Raw genomic sequence first — 20,579 nt, 5'->3', positions numbered from 1 at the left:
TTAATATTAGGTAGTAATTCATGAGGAATAAAAGCCCATGATTCAGATACAGTACTAACACTCTGACCATTAACCTCTGACTCAGTGTCTTTAAACATATGAACAAAGCCATGGTTCGTTCCCATAATAATTCTTATATCAGGTGAAGCGGTTGTGCCATAATTTATGACCAGAGGTCTTGAATGAAGCGGGTCACCTAATATATCTTGTCTAAGATAGGGGGCTGTATCTAAATCATATTTTTCATTATCGACGTTCTGCCCCTTAGCCCAATTTAAAGTGCTTTCTATACTATCTTTATCGACATTTAAAAATGTTGCTAACTGTTGCTCTGTTAAACTGCCTTTAATTTGAGCATTAGCCTTAGTCAATGCTACAAGTTGACCTGAATTACCCGTGTTTGTAAGAACATTTCTTATCGCTAATCCTGCAGAGTTTCGATAATTAGATCGTAATGCGGCAGCAACGCCACCGTCATTAACATCGTAACCTTCATAACTTGCGTTAGCGCAATCTGAGTCAGTTACCCACAAAGAGCATGCATCTTTAGCGATTCGACCATCGCTAGAGAAGGCTTTTGCATCACGTTTATCTAAAATATCACCTGTTGAACTCACTTTAAATTTTTTAAGATTACCGGTCCACCTAGGACCTTCACCAGGTAAAAACATAGCAAAATAGGCAGAGTTACCAGTTTGAGTTTTATCAAGAACGACAGACGGCGAAGAAAAACTTGAGCTATCCAAGCTAATTGCTTCTATGGCGCTAATCAATGAAGCTTGTAACCCTGTGGTATCGGTCGCGTAGTATGCTTTCCCTTGACCTTGAGTTGCAGTTGCATTCAATAATGTTGTTGCATTATTGACTCCCTCACTAAAACCAATGGTATATGTTTTAACTGTTTGTACACCAGGAGCATATGGATTAACGTCATTATTAGCTAACCAATTCGCGACTGAAGGTAATAAACTATAATGTTTATCGTAATTATAAGCTGTAACGTACTGGGATCCAGGAACATTTTCGTCATTTGTATTAGATGGTAAGCCTAACAAAGTTTTTATATTGCCATTTTCATGGGTATCATACTGTGGAGCACCATCTGTAATTAAAATAATAGATGCATTAGAGCCACATTCTTTGCCTATAAATGGACTTTTATAGGTTCCAGAAGGAGACTCTGCATTGGTGTCATAACTAGGATTAGTTGAAGAACCACTAGTTTTGTGACCATTGACTACACTTTTTGCATGTAAATACTGAGCCGCTTCATATAACGTTTCACACAACGGTGTAGAGTTATTCTGAATTGAATTAGTATTGTTTACAGTATTAAGTAAACTATTTTTATTAGTTATATTCCCTGTTTTGATACTCGAAATAACACGACCACCATGTCGATCATAACCGTTTGAATTTACATTAAAAATCATCAAACCTAAATCAACACCCGGTGTATTCACGATAACTTCACTCAGCACTCGTTTAGCGACAGCCATACGGGTAGTCCAGCTATTTGAAGGCCTATTATGGTACCAATTAATATAATTTTCGGTAAATAAAGTAATAGGTTGTCCTAAACCAAAATCAGTTAATCTAGCATTACTTAAAGCATTTGAATCATTGCTATAAGCACTACTTAAACCATCAACAGGATAACCATTACTTTTACCACTGGCATTTTTATTATCAGATACGGCTATGTCCTCATAACAATCAACAGCAGAAATCCCGCTACCATCAGAGATTGGTAACGCTATCCATTTCCCATCTTGGTATTGTCTAAAATAACCAGTATAGATGCCGAAAGACTTGATAATACTTAACGACGAATTACAATTATTTTTGCTATATGTAAAGTAGTTCTGGCTTCCTGAGATCGGAACTTCATCGACACTTGTGGAATAATATAATTTGGTGCTAGTAGAAGGTGTAGGTTGGGTAAGAAATGGAGGGGAAAGCATATCGCCGCCATTTTTGTCCATACTACCTGAAGTATCTAAAATAATAAGAATCTGTGGATTATCATCACTACGCACAGATGACTCTAAAACATATAATTCGGTATCATCTGCAACAGCATTAGCTACAAAGCCCAATACAGAAAATAACATAATAAAAATCGGATACTTACTGAACATTTTAATTCTCCTTGAGCACTTCTTGCTCAACACCCATTGTCACAGACAGCTCTCCGTAACCACCTCGTCCGTAATTAACTGTGCTAGAAATTTCGACTCTTCGACAGTTAATTAAATTTGCAGCATTAGCCTTTTCAGTTCTTTGACAACTTACATTGATACCTGGATTATCTAGAGGCATAAGCGTAATATCTTGGCTACCGCTCAATTCCGCCACAGTTCTCTTTGGATCGGTAGTGGTACTAAATTGATACACCACACTTTTTGAAATAACAGTATTGAGTCCACCCAGAGCAAGCGATGTAGCAGCTAACCTATCACTACCAGCACCAGACATTCTTAAGGACTGTGTAGAACTAACCGCCAAAGCAACACCGATTATCGTCATTAATACTAAAACGATTAGAGAGAAAAACAGCACTATTCCTTGTTGATATTTATACGTCTTGATCATTTTTACACCTAAATTTGGTTTGACAACCTTACATTAATTTCTAATCAATACAGGATTCTCTAACACCACCGTTGTGGACAGCACCTTTCGCCGATAATGTTTATAATCAGTGTCGTTACTCTTATTTGGATTGACTGAACCCGATATTTCTTTATCACCTAATGTGTAGGTCACATCATTTTCATAACTACGATCAATCTGAATAGATCGAACCAATACGTACATTCTTAAAGCAACTAGACGTTGAAAACCTTGATTATCCCACATAAAAGTTGACACATTTTTCGCGGGTATAAAGGTATCTGGTGTCGAGTCGCCATCATTATCAAAACCATATAAAAAGTGGATATTCTCTATACCTTCAACAAGTTGCTCTTCGTTTGACATGCCACCTGAAATATTAAGACTCCGGCGTTTTAATACAGGGATACCTGAATCAGTTTCCACAAAATAGACTCTATGTTGATATTTCCACATACGACTATTTAATTTTACTGGCGGTGTAGCTACACTGCCATTAAAGAATTCAATTTCGTTAGCAGTAACTGAAGCATAATAACTGTTTGCATCTAACTGAGCGGCTAACACGGAAGGTCCAACAAGCCTCTTCACCTGTATAATGTCCGTTTTGCTGTCTGGAGTGAGAGGCGCACCACACACCATAGTTAACGAATTAGTATATTCATTTCCCCATAGCCTTCGAAAATGAGCAGGGACATTTTGAGGAAAAGTTGCATTATTAACCCCCTCACCAACACAGTCCGATGTTAAAACTGTCGTTGAGTTACTAGAATTAACATTCACAATAAGTTCTGTGCCAGTTATATCAGCAAAAAAACCCAGCTGACTGATATCTCTTTCCATAATAGCCAGAGCTATACGCCCATTCTCTTGTAGCTGATTGAATTGACCGGTAGTTGTCACATTGCTTGACGACATATTAAACATAGTGAAGATACCCGCGGTTAAAAATAACCCCACAAGCATGGCTATCATTAATTCAACTAAAGACATTCCACGATGTTTTATAGATAATTTATTCATCATATGGCTCATTAAAATATTGCCGTTTTAACTTCAAAAATTCTTCGCGTTGCACCAGAAGAATCACATGATTTTACTTCATCAGAATAATTCTCATTAGTACCATTAAACTTACGAACACTCTTCCATGTCATGACTATTACAACATCATTTGAATTAACATAAACACATGCTGTTGGTGTAGGTAAACCTCCAATACTGCCATCACTATCAACTTCAGAATCGCCAATAAAAGCACTCTGCCACTCATATAAATCCCACTCTCTCAATTCAGTATTAGAACAGCGATAAACTCCAGAGCATTCTGTGGGTTTTGTTAATGATTCTCCACTATAGTGAGTACCGGAGGACGATCCATAATTGCTTAATTCACTTACATTTAGACGCATACGATTGATTATATCATTAGCAAAATACGAGGCTTGGGTTTGCTGAAAAGACTCAAAACTGCCCTGTTTTGACATAATATGCAGATTAAAAATCCCAATGAGGCCTATCACTAGAATAACCAGTGATACCATTACTTCAATTAAGGAAAATCCATTCCTTTTACATGGCATGAGCGTCAAACTCCCTAAGAAAACCAAGAGTAAATACTCTCGATCTTAAATATCTTTACTTAAACTTGAACTATCATCTAGCATCTAGCATCTAGCATAGATAATAGCTGACTTAAATGTAATCAGATAGTATCTATCTTGTATGATTAATAGGTCAACACAATTTATCAGTATTATACTCGGTTTATTTTGTAAGCACAAAAAACCCGCAGCTTAAATTAAGCTGCGGGTTATCATTTTTAGATCATTGAAATTATTAACGTAATTCAGCAGGAACCGCAAATACAGTGTCTTCTTTACGGCCTTCAACTTCAGTAATAATACTTGGGGCAAGTTTAGCTATTGCGTTAACAACTTGTTGTACTAAAACCTCTGGGGCTGAAGCCCCTGCAGTTACAGCGACTTTCTTCACACCATCAAACCACACAGCCTCCACGTCAGCGGCGGTATCAACGAGATAAGATTGCGTACCCGTTTTCTCAGCCAGTTCACGTAAACGATTTGAGTTAGAGCTATTTTTAGAACCAACAACAATCAATAAATCAACTTCGGAAGACATACTGCGTACAGCATCTTGTCGATTTTGCGTCGCGTAGCAAATATCATCTTTACGCGGCCCCTCAATTGAAGGAAAGCGCTTTTGCAATGCAGTAATAATATCTAAGGTGTCATCAACAGAAAGCGTTGTTTGAGTGACAAAACATAAGTTGTCTGGGTTATTAACCTGAAGATTATTAACATCCTCTGGAGACTCAATAAGATAAACACCACCTTTAGGATTATCATATTGTCCCATGGTGCCTTCAACTTCTGGATGGCCTTCATGACCAATCAAAATGCACTCGATACCTTTGCGACTTGCACGAGTCACTTGTAAATGTACTTTTGTCACTAACGGACATGTCGCATCGAAGACTTTTAAACCACGGTTTTTAGCTTCTTTGCGCACAGCTTGTGATACACCGTGCGCACTAAAAATAACAATGCTGTTGTCTGGTACTTGGTCAAGTTCATCAATAAAAAGAGCACCTCGTTGTTTTAGATTTTCAACCACATATCGGTTATGTACCACTTCATGGCGTACATAAATTGGAGGTTCAAATAACTCTAAAGCACGCTCAACAATACTGATAGCGCGATCTACCCCGGCACAGAAACCCCGAGGATTGGCCAGTAAAATACTCAGTTCTGGAGACGTCGGATCAACTTTTAGCATGTGATACCTTTTTACTCAGTTATGACACTGACAACTTCAAGTTCAAATGTAAGCGTGCGTCCTGCGAGGGGATGGTTTAAATCGACGGTAATTGAATCACCAGCAGTATCGCGAACGATACCCGGTATTTCACTCCCACCAGGCCCTGCAAAACTGACAATCACGCCGTCTTCAAGCTTCATATCTGCAGGAAAGCGGCTTCTGTCCATATAATGAATCGCATCAGGATTTGACTCACCAAAAGCGTCTTTTGCCGCTAAGGTAAATATGTGCTTATCACCTTCTTTCAAGTCTTTCAGTTCGTCTTCAAAAGCCGGACTTAGGCTACCGTCACCAATATTTAAACGTGAAGGTTTACCAGACGATTTTGTACTGTCGGCTGTGGAGCCGTCTTCCAGTACTATATTCATATGACATATTAATGAATGACTGTCTTGCTTACTTAAATCTGTCACAGTTAATCTTGCTCCTTCGATGGCTTTGCGTCGGGTCTAAATGATTCCCAAATGATCAATACCGCACCAATAAAGATGCCTGCATCGGCAATATTAAATGCAGGATAATGACTGGTATTCCAGTAAAAATCGACAAAGTCGATTACAAAACCATGCATTAAACGATCAACCAAATTACCTAATGCGCCGCCTATGACTAAGGTAAAGGCTAAATTACTGCGCCATAACGAATAAGATTGCTTGCGCAACCATATTGTTAACAAGGTACTAAAACCGACCGCAATAATGGTAAACAACCAACGTTGCCACCCACCAGCTTCACTTAAAAAACTGAATGCTGCACCGTAATTTCGCACGTAAGTGAAATTAAAAAACGGCAAAAGCTGTATAGACTCATACAATTCAAAATTGCTCAGGACCCATTGTTTAGATAGCTGATCGGCTAAAAACACCAATGCAGCTACCCAATACCAACGCAAGCCACTGTCTTTCCAAGTTAATGGCACAGTACTCATTATCAATGTTTCCTTAAGCGAATTCGCGTTGTTCGCCTTCACCTTCAATATTGGTCACACAGCGTTGACACAATGTTGGGTGAGCTTCAATGGTGCCAACCTCTTCACGATAGTGCCAGCAACGCTCACACTTCTCGGCGCTACTTTTGGCAACCACTAGTTTAAGCGAACTTAGTTCAGTTTCGATGGCATCGCTACCGGCTTGTGACATATCCGCAACAGCTGCTTTAGAGGTAATAAGGATAAATCGTAACTCATCACCGACTTTAGCTAACTCAGCCGCTAAATCGGCATCAGCGAACAATGTCACTTCAGCTTCTAGTGAACCACCAATACGTTTATCACGACGCGCTTGTTCGAGTACTTTGTTAACTTCATTACGAACAGTTAATAGTTTCTCCCAATAATCATCGCTTAAATCACTTTCAAGAGTGACGGCTTCTAAGCCTTGATACCATTCTTGGGTAAACACATACTTTTCACGTTTACCTGGTAATAATTGCCACACTTCATCAGCGGTAAAGCTTAAAATTGGCGTCATCCAGCGAACCATCGCCTCGGCAATATGATAAAGCGCAGATTGACAGCTACGACGTGCATGCCCTTCTTGCTTAGCGGTGTACTGGCGATCTTTAATAATATCAAGATAGAAACTGCCTAACTCTACAGAACAGAACTGCATGAGCTTTTGAGTCACTAAATGGAAATTATATTGATCGTACGCTTCGATGATTTCTTGTTGCAGCACTGCTGCACGACGAACAACCCAACGATCTAACGCGACCATGTCTTCAGATGCGATCATGTCCGTTTCTGGGTTAAAGCCATTCAAGTTAGCAAGCAAGAAACGCGCAGTATTACGAATACGACGATATGCATCAGCACTACGATTTAAAATCTCGTCAGATACTGTCATTTCGCCACTATAATCGGTTGCTGCAACCCATAGACGTAAAATGTCAGCACCAAGCTTATTGATTACTTGTAATGGAGCAATCACGTTACCAACAGATTTTGACATCTTGCGGCCTTTACCATCAACGGTAAAACCATGCGTCAATACTTGCTTATAAGGTGCTTTACCATTCATAGCGGTTGAAATCATCAATGATGACATAAACCAACCACGATGCTGATCGCTTCCTTCTAGGTACAAATCAATGTCATGTCCATGAAACTCTGGACGCGCTGCAACCACTGATGAAAATGATGAACCGGAGTCATACCATACGTCTAAAGTATCTGTCACTTTACGGTACTGATCTGCCTCATCACCTAACAATTCACTTGCCTCTAAATCCCACCAAGCTTGGATGCCTTGTTGTTCAATGCGATGCGCTACGCGTTCCATCAATGAAACACTGTCTGGATGTAACTCATCCGTTTCACGATGAACAAATAACGTAATCGGTACGCCCCAAGTACGCTGACGTGAAATACACCAGTCTGGACGGTTTTCAACCATTTTTTCAATTCGGCTTTGGCCCCAATCTGGGATCCACTTGGTTTGTTCGATTTCTTTTAACGCTTGTGAACGCAAACCATGGTTATCCATAGAGATAAACCATTGTGGCGTTGCACGGAAAATAATTGGCGTTTTGTGGCGCCAGCAATGCGGATAGCTATGGCGGATAGCAACATGCAGTAGTAATGCGCCCTTTTCTTCTAATAGCGCAACCACATTGGCGTTAGCTTTAAAAACGTGTTGGCCAGCAAAAAATTCAGTGTCTGGCTTATATACACCATTGTCGCCAACAGGGTTAGCCACTTCTAAACCGTACTTTTGACCAACAACAAAGTCGTCCTGACCGTGGCCCGGTGCAGTATGAACAATACCGGTACCTGCATCAGTCGTAACATGGTCGCCTAAAATAGCTGGCACATCAAAAGCATAGAATGGATGATTAAAGCGCATTAACTCAAGCTCGGCGCCTTTCACTTCGCCTAAAATAGTGTGCGACTCCGCGCCATAACGCTCAAGACATGACTCAACCAGAACTTGAGCTAATATCAAGGTGGTGGTTTTACCCTCTTTCACAAATTCAACCAAGCTATAATCTAGCTCAGGACTCAGTGATAGTGCGCGGTTAGCAGGCATGGTCCACGGCGTGGTAGTCCAAATTGCCATCGCTACCGGTTTAGTATAATTCTCAACGCCAAATTTAGCGGCAACAGCTGAGCTATCAACTGCAAAAAAAGCCACATCGATGGCAGGAGATGTTTTATCTTCGTATTCTACTTCTGCCTCAGCAAGTGCTGAACCACAGTCGGTACACCAATGCACAGGTTTAACACCTTTGTGCAAATGACCACTTTCAATCACTTTTGCCAATGAACGGACAATATTCGCTTCAGTTGAAAAATCCATTGTTAGGTAAGGATTTTGCCAATCACCTAATACACCTAAACGGATAAAGTCTTCTCGTTGACCATCAACTTGAATAGCCGCATATTTACGGCATTCTTCACGGAACTCTGCCGCAGAAATTTTAACGCCTGGCTTACCGACTTTTTGCTCAACTTTAAGCTCAATCGGTAATCCATGACAATCCCAGCCTGGAATATAAGGCGCGTCAAAACCTGACATGGTTTTAGACTTAATAATGATGTCTTTAAGAATTTTGTTTACCGAATGACCTATATGAATGCTGCCATTGGCGTATGGAGGGCCATCATGAAGAATGAAAGGTTTACGGCCAGTACGGCTTTCACGGATCTGCTGATACAGCCCGTCTTGCGTCCAGCTATTTAACATTTCTGGCTCGCGATTTGCCAAATTACCGCGCATCGGAAACTCTGTTTCCGGCAAATTCAAAGTAAATTTATAGTCGCTCATTGATCCCATACCATTATTTAAAGCTGATTCATTTCAGCTAGCATCGTTGCTAAATAAAGCGCGAGCTTCATTTGCATCATTTAAAATCTGTTTTTTTAGCGCGTCCAATGACTCAAAAGGTTGTTCATCACGGATCTTTGCTACTAATTCTACTTCCACTCGTTTGCCGTATAAATCACCGCTAAAATCAAACAAATGGACTTCTAATCTGCAAGTTTGACCATTTACAGTGGGTCTAAAACCCACATTAGCCACACCATCATAAATATCGCTGCCATCCCAGTACAAGCGAACCGCGAATACCCCTCTTACAGGTACAACGTGTCGTTTTAAGGCAATATTTGCTGTTGGAAAACCGATTGTACGGCCTAATTTTTGTCCGTGAGCAACCTTACCACTTAAAATGAAAGGATGACCCAATAAACGTCTTGCTTGTTCTAAGTGTCCTAACGCCAGCTGTTCTCTCACTGCTGTAGAGCTTACTCGCAACGAACCAACAACAAAGCTTTGTGTACTGACTACAGTAAAGCCAAATTCTTTACCGGCAGCAACGAGCATATCGAAGCTGCCTAAGCGACCTTTACCAAAACAAAAATCATCTCCAACTACGAGATATTTAACGCCGAGTTTTTTAACCAGTAACTCTTCAATAAACGCTTCAGCAGGTTGATTAGCAAAGGCTTCATTAAAGTTGATGCAAAGTAGCTGATCAATTTTAAGCTCATCTAACAATCTAATTTTATCGCGTAGAAGACTAAGCCGCGCTGGCGCATCAGTACCACGAAAACGTTCTTGCGGTTGCGGTTCAAAGGTCATTAACATTGCAGGCAGTTGAAAATGATGCGCTTTACTCACTAAGCTGCTGATCACCTGTGCATGGCCACGATGGACACCATCAAAATTCCCAATGGTCAAAACGCAACCATGATGAGAAGGTAAAATATTGTGTATACCGCGGATTAATTCCATTACGCTCAATACTGCCTATTGCAAATCGGCAGATTATATACCCAAACCAATGTTAGATGCGAGTTTCAACCTCAGATTATTACACCGGATTTTGGATAACTTGCTGATATACCCTTAGTCATTCACATAGGATAAATTATCCTTGGCGTTTAATTTTCCAAGGCCGTACACCCAATGCAAGTAAACTTAATAAATAAATAACCGCGCCACCCACAATTAGCTCAATCAACATAAACATACGTTCAAAGGTCTGCCATTCGAGCCATATACTTTGTTGCGGCATAAAATAAACAATGCCAATGGCCATTAAGGTGGTAGAAATGATGACTTTAAACGAGAAAAATAACGTCTGTCGGCTCATTTGATAGACGCCCGCTTTATGCAAACCTCGATATAATAAACCCGCATTCAATAGCGCAGACATTGATGTCGCGATGGCTAAACCCACGTAGCCAAATGGAATGGCAAAGATAAGGTTGAACACCATATTGCTGACCATGGCAATAATGCCATATTTAACCGGAGTTTTAGTGTCTTGGCGCGAATAGTATCCAGGAGCTAATACTTTAATCATCATGAAACTTAATAAACCGCAGCCATAAGCAACCAAACTATACGAAGCCATTTCAACGTCATTTAAGCTAAATGCGCCACGCATAAACAACACCATCAGCATTGGTTTAGCGAGAATAATCAGTCCTAACATAGCTGGAGTGCCTAACAGTAAAATTGCTTTAACTCCCCAGTCCATAGTTTGATTAAAGCCACTGCCTTGGGCATTAACATGCTTTTGCGATAATGCAGGCAAAATTACCGTCGCAATGGCAATGCCAAATAATCCTAAAGGGAACTCCAATAGGCGGTCAGCGTAATACAGCCAACTTATCGATCCCGTCATCAGGAAACTGGCTATAAAAGTGTCGAACAATAAATTAATTTGTGAAACAGACACACCAAATAACGCAGGGATCATTAAGGTCCTAATTTTTACCACCCCAGGGTGATTCCATCCCCACGTAGGCCTAACGAGTGCTTTCTCACGAATTAAGAAAGGTATTTGGAATAGAAACTGAATCAGTCCACCAAAAAACACACCCCAAGCCAAACCAATTTCCGGGTTTTCAAGTGTATGTGCATACCATAAAGCCACAGCAATAATCGCAACATTCAAAAATACCGGCGTAAAGGCTGAAACCGCAAAGCGCCCGCGAGTATTAAGTATCGATCCTGCTAGGGCTGTGAAAGTGATAAACCATAAATATGGGAACGTAATTTTTAACATCACTGAAGCCAGTTCAAACTTTTCAGCATTCGGCCCATCATTTAACCAATCAACAAACCAGCCGCCACCAAAAAGGGCTGCTAATACCGGAGAACCAATAACACCAACCAAAGTAACAATTGTCACCAATACACCTAAAGTACCAGCGACTTTACTTAATAACTCGCGAGTATCTTCTGGGGTCATTTTTTCTTGGTACTCAGTCAGTACCGGCACAAATGCCTGCGCAAAAGCACCTTCAGCAAATAAACGCCTTAAGAAGTTAGGTATTTTATTTGCAAAAAAGAACACATCAGCACTGCTGCCTGCTCCCATTAGATTTGCTATCACCACATCACGCACTAAACCTAACACTCGAGACATCAGCGTCATAACACTAACAATTAAGCCTGATTTAAATAATTTTTTGCTCAAACAGCCCCCGGACACTCAATCACTTGTAAGACAATTAATGGGTTTTATAACAAATATTCGATTATAACTCTGTCACACAGACTCAAGAGCTGGTAGAATGCGCCACATATTACACGAGTTGGGTTGAAGAAAGGCACGCTAGATTGGATTAATTTATCTTTATGATAAATATTCAGTTGCAGTCGTTGACAAGACGATAAAAAGCAGGCATATTCCTCGGCCTTAAAAGTATCAAATCCAGTTTTTAGGAGTTGCACCTTGGCTAATAGCAAGTCTGCAAAGAAGCGCGCGCTTCAGTCTGAAAAGCGTCGCCAGCATAACGCTAGTCGTCGCTCTATGTTACGTACATACGTTAAAAGAGTTATCGCGGCTATCAAAAGCGGTGACCATAAAGCGGCTACAGAAGCGTTCGCTATTGCACAACCAATTGTTGACCGTATGGCGACTAAAGGTCTTATTCATAAGAATAAAGCCGGTCGTCAGAAGGCTCGCTTAAATGCAAAAATCAAAGCTATCGCAGCTTAAGTTTTTGTAGATTAAGATTCAAAAAACCGGCTTAGGCCGGTTTTTTTATCACTAAATTTTACCTACCTAGCCTTCTCTTGACGGCTTTAGCCCCTAGAACCAACCTCAGCAGCTTAGTATCAACATAATAATGTCAAAATTGTTAATGATATGACCCTGAGATATATCCTGATTAAAGCAAACTACTCTTGAGAACGTTTATAACGTTTTATTAATACGAATAAACCTGAACTCGGAATAGCAAAAGACACTCAAACAGCCATTTGTCTTCCTAACGGCGTTTAATAAACATGCCGACCCAGTTATTAACATATAAGGAGTTCCTCTTGTTAATAACACAAATGACAAGTTTGATAGCGGTAGTGGCTAATATTAAGTTCTTTATCATTGTCCTTTTATCTCTTATCCCATGTTCGGGTTAATAAGAATAACGACAAATTAAGAAAGAGTAAAAAGCAGGATGGAAGCTTTCAATAATTTCAGCAGAAAATAATCAATTTTGATGGTAGGGGTGGTATTGACCATATTGATACATTGTAGGTTTGTGGTGTGAAGTGTCTGTTTGATTGCGATCAGTCTGCGACATGCTGCATTTATTAAACTTACAGAACTAAACGTCTTAACTTAAGACATCATCAATGAGATGCATCCGTTAAGACGTTTGCGGAGTCAATTTAATAACAATACATATTATTTAATACTTGAATTAACTCTTTTACCTCATTACTTTTTAATGAATAAAAAACGGTTTGTGCTTCTTTCCTGGTACAGACTAGATTGTCTTTACGAAGCCATGCCAAATGTTGAGATAAAGCCGATTGACTCAACCCCAACTTTTTATTCATTTCACCAACACACATTTCACCTTCATTAAGAAGATGACACAAAATAAACAATCTACGTTCATTTGCTAATGCTTTTAGCAATACGACCGCATGATCTGCTTGCTGCTGCATTTTTTCTATATTCATCACGCGCTCTTCTCCTCATCTAACCCCGCTCTAATATAGCGTTCCCTTACAAATAGAGTCGGGACATAAAGCACACTTTTTGGTAGATTGTTGTAAAAAATGAGACTTAGCTAAAATAATCAAAGGAAACTCATGAAAAACTATCAAAGAGCCTCTCTCGTCGGTGCCATTTTTGCCGCACTTATTGGCTGCCAAACAACGTCACCAACCAAATCAACAGCACCTCAATTAGTGATTAATGATTCTGATGATGCAAAAATTAGCCAACAATTAGCCAAACAGGCTTTATCGTCTCGTTTAAGTTATGACATAGTCGAATCACTCACTGTTGAAGTTGGGCCAAGATTAGCTGGCACGGATAAAGATATAGTCGCGGTAGATTGGGCTATGGAAAAATTGTGGTTGCTCGGATTTGATAAAGTGTACAAGGAGTCGGTTCAAGTTCCTGCATGGTCAAGAGGCAGTGCACACGCAAGTATCGTCGCGCCTTATGAGCAGCCATTAGTCGTTACTGCCTTAGGTGGTAGCGTGGCAACGCCTGTTAACGGTATTCAAGCATTAATTGTACGCTTTGACAGCTTAGAAGAGCTATCTAATGCATCACCAGGACGCATCGAAGGCAAAGTTGTATTCATCGACCACAAAACTGAACGCCATATTACAGGTAAAGGTTATGGCGAATCCGTAGGCGGCCGTTCTCGAGGAGCCATAGTCGCTGCACAAAAAGGAGCGGTAGCCATCGTTATCCGCTCTATTGGTACGGATCATGACAGAATGGCCCATACTGGTATGATGCGATATGAAGAAGGGACACCTAAAATTCCTGCGGCAGCAATGTCGAATCCAGACGCCGATTTAATTAATGCGATGTTAAAGCGCGATCCTAACATCACGTTATCATTAAATATGACCTCCGAAAATCTAGGCATAGCCACATCTTATAATGTCATTGCAGAAGTCACTGGCAGCAGTAAGCCTGACGAAATAGTCCTTATCGGTGCTCATCTAGATTCATGGGATGAAGGTACAGGTGCAATTGATGATGGCGCTGGTGTGGCGATTGTCACCACCGCAGCTAAACTTATCCAAGACTTACCACAAAAGCCAGCACGCACTATTCGAGTGGTATTATACGCTGCAGAAGAAGTCGGTTTAGTCGGCGGTAAAGCCTATGCAGCACAACATGCTGATGAATTAGATAAGCATTATATTGCCGCAGAATCTGATTTTGGCGCAGGACCAGTATACAAGATTGATTTTAACGTTAATGCCGCTACATTTGAGCAAGTCAAACAAGAACATTCTGCGATGACGTTAAACGGCGTCGAGCTAGGAAATAATGAAGCGTCTGGTGGCCCAGATGTTTCAATTCTTCCAGCCTTAGGTGTTCCAGTAGCGTCGTTAAATCAAGATGGTACAGACTATTTTGATTATCACCATACACCTAACGACACCTTGGATAAAATTGATCCCAAGAAACTAGCCCAGAGTGCTGCAGCTTATGCACAATTTGCGTATATGATGGCGCAATCAGAAATTGACTTAAGGCCTGTTACTCAGCAAAAGGAACAACACTAGTTGGTTTCTTCCAATCGAGTTTAAAAATCAGACACTAAAAAGCCCTTATTTAAGGGCTTTTTAGTGAGCAAATTTATTATTTTAGAGAACGTTACTTTTGTTCGTCTCGTAAAAATACTGGCGCTGTGGGTGTCGATTGCACTTCGTTATAATAATAACCTTCAAGATCGAATGCTGTTAATTGTTCAACACTGGTAGGTTTAGTATCAACTATATAACGAGCCATCAATCCACGCGCTTTTTTGGCGTAAAAGCTAATCACTTTAAACTGACCTTTTTTGCAGTCTTTAAAGACTGGCGTAATCAACTGTCCTTCAAGTTGCTTAACGTTGACCGATTTGAAGTATTCATTCGAGGCTAAATTGACAATGATATCGTCACCCTGCTCTTTCAACGCCTTATTCACTTCGGCAGTGATAGTCTCGCCCCAAAAAGCATATAAATTACGGCCCTGTGGGTTTGTCAGTTTAGTACCCATTTCTAAGCGGTACGGTTGAATTAAATCTAATGGTTTAAGCAAACCATACAAACCAGACAAAATACGCAGATGCTTTTGGCTAGAAGCCATTTGTGATTCAGATAAATGATCGGCATCAAATCCTGTATAGACATCGCCTCGAAACGCGAAAATAGCCTGTTTGGCATTATCAAGGGTAAACGGTGGTTGCCAGTCAGCAAAACGCGCAGCATTCAGTCCGGCAATTTTATCGCTTACTTTCATTAAACTGGCAATATCCATTGGTGTTAATTCACGGCATACATCAATCAATGTTTGGCTTTGTTTAAGTAAACACGGTTGAGTATGGGTATTAGTGATAGGTGGATTTTCGAAATCTAATGTTTTCGCAGGTGAAACTAAAACCAGCATAAGTACGCTCCGGATAAAATCATAATGTCATCATACTGAACTGATATAAAAAAACCATGCTGTAGTAGCATGGTTTTTTCGATTACCTTAATAGGTAAATATTATTTTTTGGCCGTCTCTGCTGAGTTAGGCCAAATTTTGTCTTCTAATTGATCGGCTAATTCCGGAAACTTACTGGTGTCAAATACCGGATCAATACCGGCGTCTATCTGTTCACGGTAATCATTAATCACTCTAACCGCTAGACCAGACAACAAGACTAATGCCACTAAGTTAACAATGGCCATTAGCCCCATCGACACATCAGCTAAATCCCAAACCAAACTAATTTTAGCAAGAGAACCAAACATCACCATACCCAAAACCACTAAACGGAATATAGGTAAGGCTTTTTTACTATTGCCTGACAAGAACATGACATTAGTTTCGGCATATGAATAGTTGGCAATAATAGACGTAAAGCAAAAGAGTAAAATAGCAAAAGCAATAAATGCCCCGCCCCAATCACCTACATGACTGGTTAATGCACTAATAGTTTTAGCAATACCATCAGAGCTAGAGGCTGCATCACCGGATAATAAAATAATCGCTGCTGTTGCGGTACAAATAACAATTGTATCAACAAACACGCCCATCATTTGCACAAAACCTTGCGATGCTGGGTGGTTAGGGTTTGGTGATGCACTTGCCGCAACGTTAGCGGCACTTCCCATACCTGCTTCGTTTGAAAACAATCCTCGGGCAATACCAGCTTGCATTGCTTGTGAAACACTAAATGCAACACCACCAGCAGCGGCTTCTTGCCAACCAAATGCACTGTTAATAACTAACATGAATATGTCGGGTAACTTTTCAATATTCATACCCACAACGACAAAAGCAATAGCAATATAAGCAATAGCCATCACAGGCACAATTAACTCAGACGCTTTAGCAACCTTCTTAAGGCCTCCTACGATGACAAAGGCACTGCAAATAACAATGCCGATTCCAACATAGACGGGCTCAAAGCCAAACACTTGCGTCATCGCACCTGTTATAGTGTTAGCTTGAACAGCATTAAATACTAAACCAAAAGCTAGAATTAAAAAGATTGAGAAAAGCACGCCCATCCAACGTTGACCGAGACCTTTCTCCATATAATAAGCAGGCCCACCTCGGTACTGACCATCACCATCTTTCACTTTATAGACTTGCGCAAGTGTCGACTCAATCATTGCGGTTGCCATACCGAGAACCGCAATAGCCCACATCCAGAACACAGCACCGGGTCCTGCTGTACCAATGGCAACGGCCACACCGGCCATGTTACCGGCGCCTACACGAGCAGCCATACTGGTACAAAAGACTTGAAATGATGATAAGCCATGCTTACCTGGGCGACGACTAATAGCCAATACTTTAATGCCATGAACAAAGTGAGTGACTTGAATAAAACCGAGACGAATGGTGAAAAATAATCCCGCACCTACCAGTCCATAAACTAATAGCTTGCCCCAAAGCAGGCTATTCATGAAATTAATAATCGTTTCTAACATTACCATATTGTCTAATCTTCCCCGTTATAAGGTTATTTTTCTGTATCAGGCTATTGCGCTGAATGTTAAATCACATAATGGACAGACTAGGCACTTCATATGCAAGCTGTTATGTGTCAAACGGTAAAACCAATAAAAGTGCCAAATAAAGGCGCCATTATAAAAGCTAATGATGGTGAATTAATAGGTATAGATAATCAAGGGCAGTGAATGCTAAAACCACGTTACCTACCAGATACATTGCCTAAGTAAATAACACTTTGAAGCAACACAAATAAAACAAAAAACAACAAGTGACATCCGTCACATTTTATCACTTCTATTATTAATGCTCTATGCTTAAAGCATTGGCAAATCGTTATTAAATTTCAAGTAATTATCGACATACTGGCCAAAATTGCGATCTAAACTAAAAGTGACTCATCAAAAGTTAGATAAAGGCCACATTATTGTAATTAAATTACAGATACAGTGTTCTCAAAGAAAGTTAAATTATTATTTTCACTTTTAATCGAGGTCACAATGACTAACTCAAATGAAATAACTGCACTAAAAAAATACGTACGAGCGACTAACTTCTTAGCGACATCGCAAATTTATCTGAAGCAAAACGTACTTTTTAAGCGTCCTTTACAACATACTGACATCAAGCCTCGTTTACTTGGTCACTGGGGAACATGTCCTGGTATCAACTTTGTTTACGCTAACGTCAACCGTCTTATCGTTAAGCATAAGCGTGAATTCATTTACCTTGTTGGTCCTGGCCACGGTTTCCCAGCAGTACAGGCTAACTTATTTGTAGAAGGTTCATTAAGCCATTTCTACCCAGAGACCATACCTTATACAGAAACGGGTATCGAAGATATCTGTAAAAAATTCTCAGCTGCTTATGGTTATCCATCACATGCAAACCCTGAAGCACCAGGTCAAATACTAGAAGGTGGTGAGCTTGGTTATTCACTTTCAGTTGCTTGGGGCTCTGTATTAGATAACCCAAATCTTATTGCCGCCTGTTTAATTGGTGACGGTGAAGCAGAAACAGGTCCACTAGCTGCATCTTGGTATGCCAACCGTTTAGTCTCACCTGATAACAACGGTGCAGTGCTACCAATCGTACATATTAACGGTTACAAAATTTCTGGCCCTACTCGTATGGGTCGTATGAGCCATGAAGAGCTAGATTTAGAATTCCGTGGTCTTGGTTATCACCCAATCATCGTTGACGATGAAATGGACACCGATATTTTTGAACAGATGACTGCAGCAATGGACTTGTCATATGACATGATCAATGACATTCAACGTCGCGCACGTTCAGGCGAAGATGTCGTTAAACCACGCTGGCCAGTTATTTTAATGAGAACAGCAAAAGGTTGGACTGGTACCACTGAATATGATGGCAAAAAACTAGCAGGTAACTGCGAATCTCATCAAGTTATTGTGAGCAACTGCGCCAAAGATAAAGGCCATCTTGAAGCACTTGATAAGTGGTTGGCTAGCTACAAGTTTGACGAATTAGTGCAAACCACTGAAAGCGGTGAATTGATATTTGATAAAGACATTATGTCTTTGATGCCACCAAAAGAGTTATGTTGTGGTCGTCAACGTCTAAGTTACGGCGGTGAAGTGGTACGTGCTTTAGCAAATCCAGATTTAAACAAATTAGGTTACGGTTCAGAAACAGCTCGTGGTCAACGTGGTTTCTCAATGTTGAAAATGGGTGAGTGGATGCGTGATGCATTCAAACTAAATCGCGATCAACGTAACTTACGAATCTTCAGCCCTGATGAAACATACTCAAACCAACTACAAGCTGTGTTTGAAGAAACCGACCGCGCATGGCAGTGGCCAATCGAAAGCTGGGATCAAGATATGTCTCGCGATGGCCGCGTGATTGAACTGCTATCTGAAAATTTACTTTTCGGTATGCTACATGGTTACACAGTAACAGGTCGTCACGGTATGTTCCCTACCTACGAGGCTTTCTCACAAGTAGTGTCATCAATGGCGGATCAATACTGTAAATATGTTCATGCAAGCCAAGGCATCCATTTCCGTAAGCCTATCCCTGCATGTAACGTCGTATTGTCTTCATTATTAGAACGTCAAGATCACAACGGTTATTCTCACCAGAATCCGTCTTTCCTTGGCGCTATGCTAGAGAAGCACCCAAACATTATCTCTGCTTATTTACCAGCAGATGCTAACAGCACCTTGGTTTACACTGAACGTGCTTATGCTGATCGCGATAAACTGAACATTATCGTTGCTGGTAAGAAGTCTCTTCCACAGTGGTTATCACTGGATGAAGCCCGTAAGCAAGCAAAAGATGGCATCATGGTGTGGGATTTCGCCTCTGATGAAAACCCAGATGTAGTACTTGCAGGTTGTGGTGACTATGCAACGCAAGAATGTATGGCTTCATTGGTATTAATTCGTGAGATTTTACCAAGAGTTCGTATCCGTTTTGTGAGTGTGTCAGAACTTCACAGCAGCGGCCTAGGTAGCCTTAAGTTCCAAAGCAAGCCTTGGATGATGGATGAAGTCTTCACTGAAGATAAAGGCGTGGTATTTAACTACCATGGCTACCCAAACACCATCAAAAAGCTAGTGTTTGATTATAAAGGTAACCGTCGCTTCCGTATTAAAGGTTATGAAGAAGAAGGTTCAACTACTACACCATTTGATATGGGTGTACGTAACGGTACTTCTCGTTACCACCTAGTGATTGATATGGCATACAAGTTATTCCAACAAGGCGTAATTGATGAATCACAACATGTGACCATCACTACCGACATGTTACAACGCTTGGTAGACCATAAAAACTATATCAAAGCGAACGGCGTCGACCCTGAAGAGATCGAAAACTGGGTGTGGACTCGTTAACAACGACCACTGATGTAAAAATACGTCCTAATTGGGCGTATTTTTTTTTAATAGCTCAAAAAAAATAACTAGCTCCGTTACTTGAGTAACTCATTAAAAATATTAAGAATATTTTCAAAATAAATCCAATCATTTATATAGCCAAACAATTAACATTACCTTCTGTTTTTATTCACATTTTTAATAGCCTCCCTGTATGCTAATGAGTTGCTATGGTGAACCATTACAAAATATTAATCCTTTTTACTATGGAAAAACATCTAATTACCGACCATAATTGCGCCGCTGACTAAAATACAAAGAAACACCACATTAAGCGTCAGT

General features: G+C 40.4%; 15 protein-coding genes and 1 pseudogene. 3 read left to right on the top strand and 13 right to left on the bottom strand.

Translation table 11 applies throughout. The features are described 5' to 3' along the window. The 10 genes and pseudogenes from H5181_RS10340 to murJ form a co-directional block, all read right to left on the bottom strand. A pseudogene (locus H5181_RS10340) lies at positions 1–2,141 on the bottom strand (rRNA (guanine-N1)-methyltransferase); the annotation flags it as partial. A 1-nt stretch (position 2,142) separates the two neighbouring features. Beyond that, on the bottom strand, positions 2,143–2,595 hold the full coding sequence (locus H5181_RS10335) for a PilX N-terminal domain-containing pilus assembly protein (protein ID WP_162023667.1): 453 nt from the start codon (positions 2,593–2,595) through the stop codon (positions 2,143–2,145). 33 nt (positions 2,596–2,628) lie between these two features. Then, on the bottom strand, positions 2,629–3,651 hold the full coding sequence (locus tag H5181_RS10330; protein ID WP_011638333.1) for a PilW family protein: 1,023 nt from the start codon (positions 3,649–3,651) through the stop codon (positions 2,629–2,631). Continuing rightward, on the bottom strand, positions 3,651–4,199 hold the full coding sequence (gene pilV / locus H5181_RS10325; RefSeq protein ID WP_182750954.1) for a type IV pilus modification protein PilV: 549 nt from the start codon (positions 4,197–4,199) through the stop codon (positions 3,651–3,653). The genes H5181_RS10330 and pilV overlap by 1 nt, the downstream gene beginning before the upstream one ends. A 256-nt stretch (positions 4,200–4,455) precedes the next feature. Continuing rightward, entirely contained in the window at positions 4,456–5,385 is a 930-nt protein-coding gene (gene ispH / locus H5181_RS10320; protein ID WP_182744784.1) for a 4-hydroxy-3-methylbut-2-enyl diphosphate reductase, read from the bottom strand. 41 nt (positions 5,386–5,426) lie between these two features. Beyond that, entirely contained in the window at positions 5,427–5,870 is a 444-nt protein-coding gene (gene fkpB / locus H5181_RS10315; protein WP_011638336.1) for an FKBP-type peptidyl-prolyl cis-trans isomerase, read from the bottom strand. Between the two features lie 2 nt (positions 5,871–5,872). Then, positions 5,873–6,376, bottom strand: coding sequence for a signal peptidase II (gene lspA, locus H5181_RS10310; protein ID WP_041413659.1), 504 nt, complete (start codon positions 6,374–6,376; stop codon positions 5,873–5,875). A gap of 22 nt (positions 6,377–6,398) precedes the next feature. Beyond that, positions 6,399–9,221, bottom strand: a complete 2,823-nt coding sequence (gene ileS / locus H5181_RS10305; RefSeq protein WP_041413147.1) for an isoleucine--tRNA ligase — start codon at positions 9,219–9,221, stop codon at positions 6,399–6,401. A gap of 33 nt (positions 9,222–9,254) precedes the next feature. Further along, entirely contained in the window at positions 9,255–10,190 is a 936-nt protein-coding gene (gene ribF / locus H5181_RS10300) for a bifunctional riboflavin kinase/FAD synthetase (RefSeq protein WP_182750953.1), read from the bottom strand. A gap of 136 nt (positions 10,191–10,326) precedes the next feature. Further along, complete coding sequence (gene murJ, locus H5181_RS10295) at positions 10,327–11,886, bottom strand: murein biosynthesis integral membrane protein MurJ (protein WP_041413149.1); 1,560 nt, start codon at positions 11,884–11,886, stop codon at positions 10,327–10,329. A 258-nt stretch (positions 11,887–12,144) separates the two neighbouring features. Here murJ and rpsT point away from each other — a divergent pair, with 258 nt between their 5' ends. After that, the gene (gene rpsT / locus H5181_RS10290; protein WP_011638341.1) at positions 12,145–12,411 is read left to right on the top strand and encodes a 30S ribosomal protein S20; all 267 of its coding nucleotides are present in this window, start codon (positions 12,145–12,147) and stop codon (positions 12,409–12,411) included. A gap of 674 nt (positions 12,412–13,085) precedes the next feature. Here the strand turns inward: rpsT and H5181_RS10285 are convergent. After that, complete coding sequence (locus tag H5181_RS10285; RefSeq protein ID WP_011638342.1) at positions 13,086–13,382, bottom strand: metalloregulator ArsR/SmtB family transcription factor; 297 nt, start codon at positions 13,380–13,382, stop codon at positions 13,086–13,088. Positions 13,383–13,514: 132 nt separating this feature from the next. Here H5181_RS10285 and H5181_RS10280 point away from each other — a divergent pair, with 132 nt between their 5' ends. Further along, positions 13,515–14,960, top strand: coding sequence for a M20/M25/M40 family metallo-hydrolase (locus H5181_RS10280; RefSeq protein ID WP_011638343.1), 1,446 nt, complete (start codon positions 13,515–13,517; stop codon positions 14,958–14,960). A 91-nt stretch (positions 14,961–15,051) separates the two neighbouring features. On the opposite strand, the gene yaaA is transcribed toward H5181_RS10280, so the two are convergent. Beyond that, the gene (gene yaaA, locus H5181_RS10275; RefSeq protein ID WP_182750952.1) at positions 15,052–15,828 is read right to left on the bottom strand and encodes a peroxide stress protein YaaA; all 777 of its coding nucleotides are present in this window, start codon (positions 15,826–15,828) and stop codon (positions 15,052–15,054) included. Between the two features lie 101 nt (positions 15,829–15,929). After that, a complete protein-coding gene (locus H5181_RS10270; RefSeq protein ID WP_182750958.1) occupies positions 15,930–17,366 on the bottom strand; it encodes a sodium:alanine symporter family protein in 1,437 nt (478 codons plus the stop codon). 522 nt (positions 17,367–17,888) lie between these two features. On the opposite strand from H5181_RS10270, the gene H5181_RS10265 reads away from it, so the two are divergent. Next, entirely contained in the window at positions 17,889–20,255 is a 2,367-nt protein-coding gene (locus tag H5181_RS10265) for a phosphoketolase family protein (RefSeq protein ID WP_182750951.1), read from the top strand. Positions 20,256–20,579 lie beyond the last annotated feature (324 nt).

Origin of the sequence: Shewanella sp. SG44-2 (genome assembly GCF_014164215.1) — a bacterium.
GTDB lineage: Bacteria > Pseudomonadota > Gammaproteobacteria > Enterobacterales > Shewanellaceae > Shewanella > Shewanella frigidimarina.
This window is presented reverse-complemented; position numbering and strand designations above follow the sequence as displayed.

Coding starts and splice junctions, on each gene's coding strand:
- H5181_RS10335 (WP_162023667.1), bottom strand. CDS start 2,595: ATGATCAAGACGTATAAATATCAACAAGGAATAGTGCTGTTTTTCTCT.
- ileS (WP_041413147.1), bottom strand. CDS start 9,221: ATGAGCGACTATAAATTTACTTTGAATTTGCCGGAAACAGAGTTTCCG.
- H5181_RS10265 (WP_182750951.1), top strand. CDS start 17,889: ATGACTAACTCAAATGAAATAACTGCACTAAAAAAATACGTACGAGCG.
- H5181_RS10330 (WP_011638333.1), bottom strand. CDS start 3,651: ATGAGCCATATGATGAATAAATTATCTATAAAACATCGTGGAATGTCT.
- pilV (WP_182750954.1), bottom strand. CDS start 4,199: ATGCCATGTAAAAGGAATGGATTTTCCTTAATTGAAGTAATGGTATCA.
- H5181_RS10270 (WP_182750958.1), bottom strand. CDS start 17,366: ATGTTAGAAACGATTATTAATTTCATGAATAGCCTGCTTTGGGGCAAG.
- yaaA (WP_182750952.1), bottom strand. CDS start 15,828: ATGCTGGTTTTAGTTTCACCTGCGAAAACATTAGATTTCGAAAATCCA.
- H5181_RS10285 (WP_011638342.1), bottom strand. CDS start 13,382: ATGAATATAGAAAAAATGCAGCAGCAAGCAGATCATGCGGTCGTATTG.
- ribF (WP_182750953.1), bottom strand. CDS start 10,190: ATGGAATTAATCCGCGGTATACACAATATTTTACCTTCTCATCATGGT.
- H5181_RS10280 (WP_011638343.1), top strand. CDS start 13,515: ATGAAAAACTATCAAAGAGCCTCTCTCGTCGGTGCCATTTTTGCCGCA.